The organism is Enterococcus sp. HMSC072F02 (assembly GCF_001837725.1).
Lineage (GTDB): Bacteria > Bacillota > Bacilli > Lactobacillales > Enterococcaceae > Enterococcus_B > Enterococcus_B lactis.
On the sequence record NZ_KV833945.1, the window covers coordinates 1 to 9,004 of the forward strand.

The window sequence follows — 9,004 nt, forward strand, 5'->3', positions numbered from 1 at the left end:
CAAAAGTGTTCTTTACTTTTGTCTCACGCTCTTTTAAACTATTTCGAAGTACTAAACTTATGAAGTGAGAATACCTAAGCCAGAGCCAATGTGCTCGCCTGCAAGCAATTGCTCTTTTGCTTGTCGCTGTAAACTCGTACTTTCTGGATAATCATGTATTTGGGCATCTACTCGTCCAAAGATCCAAGGGACTCCACTATCGTCCTGTTCATCAACTGATAATAATCGATAATCGGCTGCAAAAAGACAGATTTTTGACTCTTTTTTCAACCATTTAGTAAGATTGGGTGATAGTAACCAAGTATCTGTGTACATCACTTGGTAATGGTAATCAGGAAAATAAAGTTCAAAAAAACGAATGGCACTTTCGTAACTATCTCTTATCTTATTCTGAGATAAATCTGCATCGGAAGGAATATGAAGAGAAAGGCACTTCTTTCCTTCTAATCTTAGATCCGTGTACCCTTTCGGAAAATATGTCATTTCGTACTCCAATTCACCAATCCGAAAGATCAAGCCACTAGTGTGATGCCAAATCCAAAAACCACGGTCAAAGCGATAGCTTCCTGTTACTTGGAAATGTTCATGAATAAATCTAGTAAAAGCATTCATTGTTGCCAAATAGATAGTTCTTGGAATCTTCAATGGTTGATAAATTTTTTTCCAACTTTGAGAAGCTGCATATAGATAAATAGCTAATGCTGCAAAAGGTTCCTCTTCATAGACTTTGTCTATTTTCTTTGCAGTCGCCTTTGCTTTATTAGGATCCATTAGTTCATGACTATATTGCTCAAACACCTCATCAAGGATGTTTTTTGCTTGTACAATCATTTGCTCTATAACGACTTTGGGAAGAGTTAAAGTTTCTGCCAGAATTTGGATTTCATTGCTTATTTTCTTCATCAAATTTCCCCTTTTCATATCTTTGAACCTCATTGTTTAAATGATTGATTATCCGGACACCATATGGTATAAACATACTTTTATTGTACACTAACTATAAAACTTAAACTTTCTATGAAGAAAGAATATCTGTAAGACTTTCAAGGAAAGCATTGACCATCTCAGGAAAGTTTATTCAGTTACCATCATAAACAAAATTTTTTGATAGAATAAATATAAAATTTTTTTGAAAGTTCCTTTCCACATTTTTGTGTGAATTTGACTTAATGCTGAGAATCTGGCTTTTGAACACCTTGAATTAGAGGTTGTGACAAAAATCTTGTCATAACCTCTTTTGGCACATATATTTGTCCTTCTATTCTAATTTTTGACGAACAACCGTTAAATAATGTTGCAAACCAACCGTCATTACCCACGCAACACCTAAACCGATGAAACTTCCTATGATGATTCCTAAAAAACGATATTCGATCAAAGACATCAGATAGGCCCCGCGAATAAGTGTAGATAGCATCAACGCCATGGGATTAAGAAAAATATTAGCAACTGCGTAATTTCTAGCAACTAGAAATTGTGCGATTCCGTAAAGAAACGTAATCAGAAAAATCGTCTGCAGTTGCGTGAACGGCACAAATGACAAGACTGCTGACACACATAACCCACCCATCGATCCAATCAGATATTGGACTTGTCGATGCTTCATCGCATCTAAATTTTCCGCCAGCAAAATCGATGCACATGACAAGGTCAACCAATAAGGATTATGCAGATTCAAGCCATGACTGACATAAACGGACAGAAACAAGGCGGCACTGTAGAAAACAGAATCAATGATCACCAAAGGCTCTTCATGAAACCTTTCTTTTAGAGTCGCTTTTTCAATTGTCTGCTCAGGTCGTGAATCCAGTAATTTTGTAATCACTGCCGCAATCAGGGCAAAAACGACACCCATAAAAAAATAAAGCGAGACGATCGGTAATTGAGCGATTGGCAGCTGCATACTCGTTCCCATGGCAGAAAGCATCGCAAAAAACAAGCCACCTGGTTTAGAGATATGGAATAATCGCAACACGAATCTGCTGGAAAAAGCAACCAAAGCTACAGCAAATGGTTCAAGCCATAAAACATAAGTTGACAAAATCCCTAGAACGAAAGCAAACAAAAGTCCACAACCGATCAAAAACATACGTTTCAGCAAAGATTTCATCGGTATGTTTTGATAATAGAAAAAAGTAAAGATCCCTAATGATGAAAAACTTGAAATCAAAAAGTCATGATTTATGTAACCTAACCATAATACGATAAAGATAAGTAGCATCAGGTTCATGATACGAAAAGGATTATCTTGTATTTTATTGAAACGAAAATAAGTCTTGAACAATCTATCCCTCCTTCCTAGTGATTTGAAAAGAAGCTGAATCAAAATGAAATACCAATCCCGTTTGTCAGCATTACCTAGTATAACAATTATTTCTTGATTTTTCATAAAATTAGTATCAAGAAGAAAAAGGCTTGGAAAAGTCAAAACAAAGAACGAACATTCGAGTCGTATTAACAAAAAAAGATAAGGTAGCAAGTTTTCTAAGCAACTCGCTACCTTATCTTTTTTTATTAAAAACCGAATGAATCGTATCTAAGAGCGTACATTCTTCTCTTTTATGCACTGGATTTTTCTCCTGTCCTTTGTCTCATATCAAGAAGCTGGTGCATAGTCTCTAAATCATTCATCGCGCCGGTAAATAAGGGCCAAGCATCCACCCCATCTTGTTTTTTTCTAGGAATAATATGGAAATGAAGGTGAGAGACATGTTCTTCTACTGTCTCATCTTCTGCTTTGATCAAATTGACGCCATCAAAACCGCAATTTTCGACGCAATGAAGAGAAACCGCTCGAATGACGTTCATCAATTCAATAAATAGTTCTTGCTCGCAATCAATTAAATTGACCCGATGTTTTTTGACTAGAGCGATCATATGACCATCGACATCTCCTGCGTTATCTAAAAATACAAGAATATTTTCACTCTCAACTATTTTTCTTCGGTGCAATCTTCCATTCACTATTTTACAAAATAAACAATCCTCCAATTCATCCACCCCTTTGTGGACTAAGAAGGGGTAAGACTTCTCTGTCTTCCCCTTGCTTTTACCAAAATATCGATTAACTATCATGTTTGATCACCTGACTTTCGGTGTCCAGTCAAACTGCAGATCTCACAATTTTCGATACGCTTCTAATTCCTTTTGATTCCCGTATACAAAATGTCCGGGGCGTACTTCCTCGAAAACCGGACCGTCTTTTGTATAATCATGTATGCTAGGATCATACACATGTAATTTTCTTTTCCTTGCTAAAATAGGATCTGGTATAGGCACAGCTGAAAGCAATGCCTTTGTATATGGATGAAGCGGATGGTTGAATAACTCTTCCGTTTCAGCTAGTTCTAAAATATGTCCTTGTCTGATCACAGCGATCCTATCTGAAATAAAACGTACGACTGATAGATCATGAGCGACAAAAAGATATGTCACTTCTCGTTTTTTTTGTGCATCTTTCAGTAAGTTCAACACTTGCGCACGGATCGAAACATCTAAAGCAGAGATTGGTTCGTCCGCTACGACTAATTCAGGTTCCATCACTAATGCACGAGCGATCCCGATCCGTTGTCTTTGACCGCCGGAAAATTCGTGAGGATAGCGGTACATATGCTCTGGAAGTAGTCCGACTTCTTTGATGATTTTTGCCACCTTTTCCAAACGTTCTTCTTCCGAGTGGAACAGGTTAAAATTATAGAGACCTTCTGAGATAATATATTCTACTGTTGCCCGTTCGTTCAACGATGCGGATGGGTCTTGGAATATCATTTGGATCTTACGGATTTTTTCTGCTTGTTCTTTTTTCGACAAGGGACCATTGATCTTTTTCCCTTCAAAGAGAATATCCCCTTTGCTTGTCGGATTTAACCCAATGATTGCTCTGCCAATCGTCGTTTTGCCTGAACCAGATTCTCCTACGAGAGAGAACGTTTCTCCTTTATAAATATCAAAGTTGGCGTCTTGGACAGCTACGAACTTGCTTTTTCCTTCTCCAAAAGTGATTTCTAAATCTTTTACAGTTAACAAAGTTTTTTTATCAGCTGACAACTTGCTTCCCCCCGTCTTGCTCTTCACTATCCAATTCTGCAGCCAAAGCAATCATTTTTTCATGAAGATTTTCGATTTGTTTTGGTTTAAGTACTTTCGGTGCACGAGGATCCAGCAGCCAAGTCTTCGCAAAATGGGTTTCGGATACTTGGAACATAGGCGGTTCACTAGTAAAATCGACCTTCATCGCATAGGCGCTGCGAGGCGCAAAAGCATCTCCTTGGATATCTTTATATAAAGAAGGTGGTGTTCCTGGTACAGAGTAAAGCACATCTCCTTTTTGTGCTAATTGTGGTAAAGAAGAAAGCAAGCTCCATGTATAGGGATGTTTTGGATCATAAAAAATTTCTTCAACTGTTCCGCTTTCGATGATCTGTCCAGCATACATAACAGCTACTTTGTCTGCTATAGCCGCGACAACGCCCAAATCATGGGTGATAAAAATCGTTGTGAATTGATATTCTTCCTGAAGCTCTTTGATTAGTTCCAAGATTTGTGCTTGGATCGTTACATCCAAAGCGGTTGTCGGTTCATCACAAATCAAGATTTTAGGTCGACAAGCCAATGCAATAGCAATGACGATCCGTTGTCTCATCCCACCAGAGTATTGGAAAGGATATTCATCATATCTTTTTGCCGCATTAGGGATTCCTGTTTTTTCCATCAATTCGACAGCTAAGCGTTTCGCTTCTTTCGCTGATTTCTTCTGGTGTTTGATGATGACTTCTGAGATTTGTGAGCCAATTGTTTTGATAGGATTCAGTGAAGTCATAGGATCTTGGAAGATCGTCGCGATTTCTTTTCCCCGAATATCTTCCCATTCTTCATCCTTTTTCAATTCGCTTAATATCTTGTCTTTATAGCGGATCGTTCCTGAAGTGATATTGCCGTTTTGTTCCAGCATCCCGGTGAATGTTTTTGTCAGAACTGATTTTCCTGATCCTGATTCACCAACGATGGCTAATGTTTCTTTTTCTTTTAGCTCTAATGAGACATTTCTGATCGCTTTTAATTCGCGGTGACGAACATGGAAGCTGACCGAGATGTTTTCTACTGATAAAATTGTTTGATTCTCCATTGTTTGCCTCCTAAATATGTGTTCTTGGATCTGCCGCATCTGCAAGAGTTTGTCCTACGATGTATAAAGAAACAGAAACTAACGCCAGTACAGTCACAGGAATCCAGAAAAGATAAGGGTAATTGCTCATGTTATTCGTATATTTTGCGATCAATCGTCCGAGGGAAGGAACATCACTGCTTAACCCAACGCCTAAGAATGAAAGAAAGGTTTCATATGAAATAAACGAAGGTAGCGCTCTAGATACATCTGTCACGATGATAGAAATCAGATAAGGCAGGATATTACGAAAAATCATCCGCAAGGTCGGTGTTCCTAGTGTTTTTGAGGCTAAATTATACTCGCGGTCGCGGATGATCATGACTTGTACCCGAATAAAGTAAGCTACGCTCAGCCAGCTCGTCACACACATCGCAAAAATCAAATTCCAAAATCCCGAACCAAACGTATAAGAGAGAACGATAACGATCAGTAAAGTTGGCACATTCGAGATGATGTTGTAAATTTCCAACATGAAACGGTCAATTGCTTTCGATGTTCCCCAAATCGCCCCTACTACTACACCAATAACTGTAGTGATCAATGTAGCAATGACACTGATGGAAATCGATGTTTTCGCCCCTGCCCAAACTGCATCGAATAAGGACATGCCGTTAGCATCTGTACCAAACCAAAATTTTGCACTTGGTGGATTATAGCGTTTCGTAAAGTCATTGATATCTTTTACATCCATAAATTTGTATCCGCTGAATAATGGCTGGATAAAGCTCATCAATAAGACAGCCAGCATCAGTATCAGCATAAAAATCGCAACTTTGTTTGAAAAGAATTTACGCATGACCGAACGCCAATACGAATACTTCGGCGTATCAATCTTTTCTGAAGCTAACGAATTCGTTTCTACAAAAATGAATTCGTTCATTTGTTCTGTTTTCACATTTTCCAAGCTATTTTCCTCCTGACGATAGTTTGATTCGCGGATCGACTAATGCCATCGCAATATCCCCGGCTAAGATTGAAAATACGGATACTGTGGTAAAGACAAAAACGATTGCGATAACTAATGGATTGTTATGGGTAATGATCGCATCAGGTAGCATTTTCCCCATACCTGGTGCAGCAAACACTGTTTCTGTGATCGTCGCCCCAGCAATCGCTCCGATGATACTTCCTGGAATCCCATTGACGATTGGGATAGCTGCATTTTTGAAAATGTGTTTTCTAGCAATTTCTTTCGCATTCAAACCTTTTGCTTTCGCAAATTTAACATAATCGGAAGACTGTTGGTCGATCATGTAACGTCTCAGCCAAATAACGATTCCAGAAACAGACAATAGTCCTAGAATCACTGTCGGTAATATATAGGAGCGAATATCTTGTGCGCCCAATGCTGGGAAGGAATCTGGCAAAGAAAACCAGCTGCTTCCAATAAATCGGAAGAAATAGATAAAGGCTAGACTTGGCACGGAGATCAGCACCGTTACGATAGCGATCCCTGCTTTATCTGGTATCTTCCCTTTGTAACGAGCCATCAACATCGCAGCAGGTATACCGATCGCATAAGCAATAATAACAGCGATAGCTCCCATACGAAATGATGTACCGATCATCGATGGGTCTTGGTGATTCGTGTCTGTGATGACGTAATTATCAGAAAAATATTTTTTGTCTCGTGAAGAGATGTTTTTTGTTTTCTGATATTGACGGAGATAGATATTAGCAGAAGAGCGCGCTGTAAAATCATCATTAAATGTTGTCTCTGTACTTTCTGTTTTCCCTTGTCCTCCTGAGATGATGCTTGTTACCGCTTGTCCGGCAAATGTCGGATATGAAGTGCCTAGATTCAAATGAACGATATTTTGATGGATATAAGGAAATTGTCCATTGAAATAGATTTGGTATTTATATTGTGTTCCTGAACCGACAAGTGCCCAACCGACCAACTCATCGTTTTCGATACGCAGAGAATGTTTTAAGTTAGGATTGCTGGCATCTTTTACTTTCCATGGGTGATCGATTTGGATCATATTCGCATAGAAATTCACTACGCGTTTTACTAATGGAATATCTTTTGTCGCATAATATTCTTTGCTGATTGGAAATTGTTTGAGCGTCCAACCATTTTTCTTCGCCCAATCTTGGTATTTTTCTTCTAACTGCTCAGAAGAGGCTTTTTCTGATGAACTGCTTCCTACTTCTTTTTTCAGTTCTTTCGTCGTGTGGTATTCGATATAACCCATCTTGCTGAATGCTGTATTTTCATAATCTGCCAGTTCATCTGGTTTTGCCTTTAATTTTCCGTAATTCACATCATTTTGAAATATCGTTTTTCTCGGAACAAGTGAATAGATCACCGCATAGGTTAAGGTAGTTACAAGAAAAATACTAAGTATAGAGCGCAGGACCCTAAATAAAAGGTATCTTTTCACAATTTTCCCTCTCTTTCATCATATAAGTAAAAAAGGCTACAATAGAAATTGAAAGCCTTTTTTACTATTCATTCAGCTAAATTACTTAGAACTTGTTGTTTCTGCTTCTTTCGCAGTTTCTTCTTTTTTCGTTTCCCAAGCTTTCTTCGCTTTGTCGTATTGATCTGTTGTGACGATATCGCTTTGTACTTCTACATATTTCAATTTGTTTGCAGCAATACCTGCCCAACCATATGATCCGCTAAATGGTACTACATTTGTGACACGCGGCGTCCCACCATCTGCATAAATTGGTACTTGCAAAGCATTATCTAACAACCAAGCTTCTGCATCTGCATAAGCAGTGTAACGAGCATCTAAATCATCAGTGATAGCAGCGGCTTTATCCAATAATGCGTCGTATTCAGACAAGTTGATTGCTTTTTTCGCAGCAGTTGATGGATCCGTTCCTTGTACTACGGCAGAAGCTTCCAGTCCAAGTGTATGGATCATATCCCCTTTGCGTGAATCATAGATATTCAAGTAAGAAGATGGATCAGTGTAGTCTGGACCCCAACCAGAGGCATTTGTAATGTCAAAGTCGCCAGCTTGTCCGGTCGTCGCTTGATAAGTAGCAGCTAAATATTTATCTTCATTCAATAGTTGAACATCAACCACTACGTTATCTGATCCTAAAGAAGTTTCCACTGATTTTTTCAAAGATTTGACCATGTTGACACTAATCTCAGAAGTTTCCTCAACTGGCATATCTAAATGAATAGGGAATTGCACACCTTTTGCTTCTAGTTCTGTTTTTGCTTTTTCCATATATTCTTTGGCTTTGTCTGCGTTATAATACCCATCTTGTCCATCAGATAAATTTACATCGCCAAAAGCATCGGAATCCAGTGCTTTTAATTTACTTGCCACTGTATCACCGTAAGGTTTTCCGCCAATTTCTACAAAATCGGCAGGAACAAGTGTATTACGTAATGCTTTAGTGGCTCCTTCTTCTCCTACACTTTGTGCGTTATAGCTTTTCTTATCAAATCCGAATAGAATAGCTAAACGGAAATTGCGGTCTAAAATAGCTTTCTGTGTATCTTCTTTTTCTTTATCTGTTGTTTTTGAAGTTGCATCAAATGTACCTCGGTTAAAGTTAAATGTTAAATTGTATGTGGATCCACCTGTTTGAGACCAAGTCACACCATCTGGATAAGCTTTTGTTACGTCTTTATATCCTGGTGAATTTGGATAAACACGAGCAAGAGATAATTCTCCATTTTCGTAAGATTTAAATAACCCATCGGGATCACTTCCATCATTGTAGGTCCATTTTACTGTGTCTAAATGGACATTTTTAGGATCCCAATAAGATTCATTCTTCGTATATTCGATAACTGATTTAGCTGTATTGTTTGCAAGGATGAAGGGTCCATTGGATAGGCTACAATTAACTAGACAGAAAAAT

General features: G+C 38.4%; 8 protein-coding genes. All 8 read right to left on the bottom strand.

Annotated features, from left to right (window positions below):
• Positions 1–57 precede the first annotated feature (57 nt).
• On the bottom strand, positions 58–936 hold the full coding sequence (locus tag HMPREF2731_RS05875) for an acyltransferase domain-containing protein (protein WP_025479738.1): 879 nt from the start codon (positions 934–936) through the stop codon (positions 58–60).
• Between the two features lie 322 nt (positions 937–1,258).
• Positions 1,259–2,284: an FUSC family protein gene (locus tag HMPREF2731_RS05880; RefSeq protein ID WP_002341113.1), complete on the bottom strand. Its 1,026-nt coding sequence runs from the start codon at positions 2,282–2,284 to the stop codon at positions 1,259–1,261.
• Between the two features lie 275 nt (positions 2,285–2,559).
• The gene (locus tag HMPREF2731_RS05885; RefSeq protein ID WP_002336611.1) at positions 2,560–2,991 is read right to left on the bottom strand and encodes an HIT domain-containing protein; all 432 of its coding nucleotides are present in this window, start codon (positions 2,989–2,991) and stop codon (positions 2,560–2,562) included.
• A gap of 126 nt (positions 2,992–3,117) precedes the next feature.
• A complete protein-coding gene (locus tag HMPREF2731_RS05890; RefSeq protein ID WP_002292658.1) occupies positions 3,118–4,047 on the bottom strand; it encodes an ATP-binding cassette domain-containing protein in 930 nt (309 codons plus the stop codon).
• Positions 4,037–5,125, bottom strand: a complete 1,089-nt coding sequence (locus HMPREF2731_RS05895; protein ID WP_002292656.1) for an ABC transporter ATP-binding protein — start codon at positions 5,123–5,125, stop codon at positions 4,037–4,039. Before HMPREF2731_RS05895 ends, HMPREF2731_RS05890 begins: the two co-directional genes overlap by 11 nt.
• Before the next feature lie 10 nt (positions 5,126–5,135).
• Positions 5,136–6,047: an oligopeptide ABC transporter permease OppC gene (oppC, locus tag HMPREF2731_RS05900; RefSeq protein ID WP_047928056.1), complete on the bottom strand. Its 912-nt coding sequence runs from the start codon at positions 6,045–6,047 to the stop codon at positions 5,136–5,138.
• 25 nt (positions 6,048–6,072) lie between these two features.
• Positions 6,073–7,554, bottom strand: a complete 1,482-nt coding sequence (locus tag HMPREF2731_RS05905; protein ID WP_002329769.1) for an ABC transporter permease — start codon at positions 7,552–7,554, stop codon at positions 6,073–6,075.
• Positions 7,555–7,635: 81 nt separating this feature from the next.
• Positions 7,636–9,004: ABC transporter substrate-binding protein (locus tag HMPREF2731_RS05910; protein ID WP_070872563.1), on the bottom strand; the 1,369-nt coding region annotated here is incomplete at its 5' end.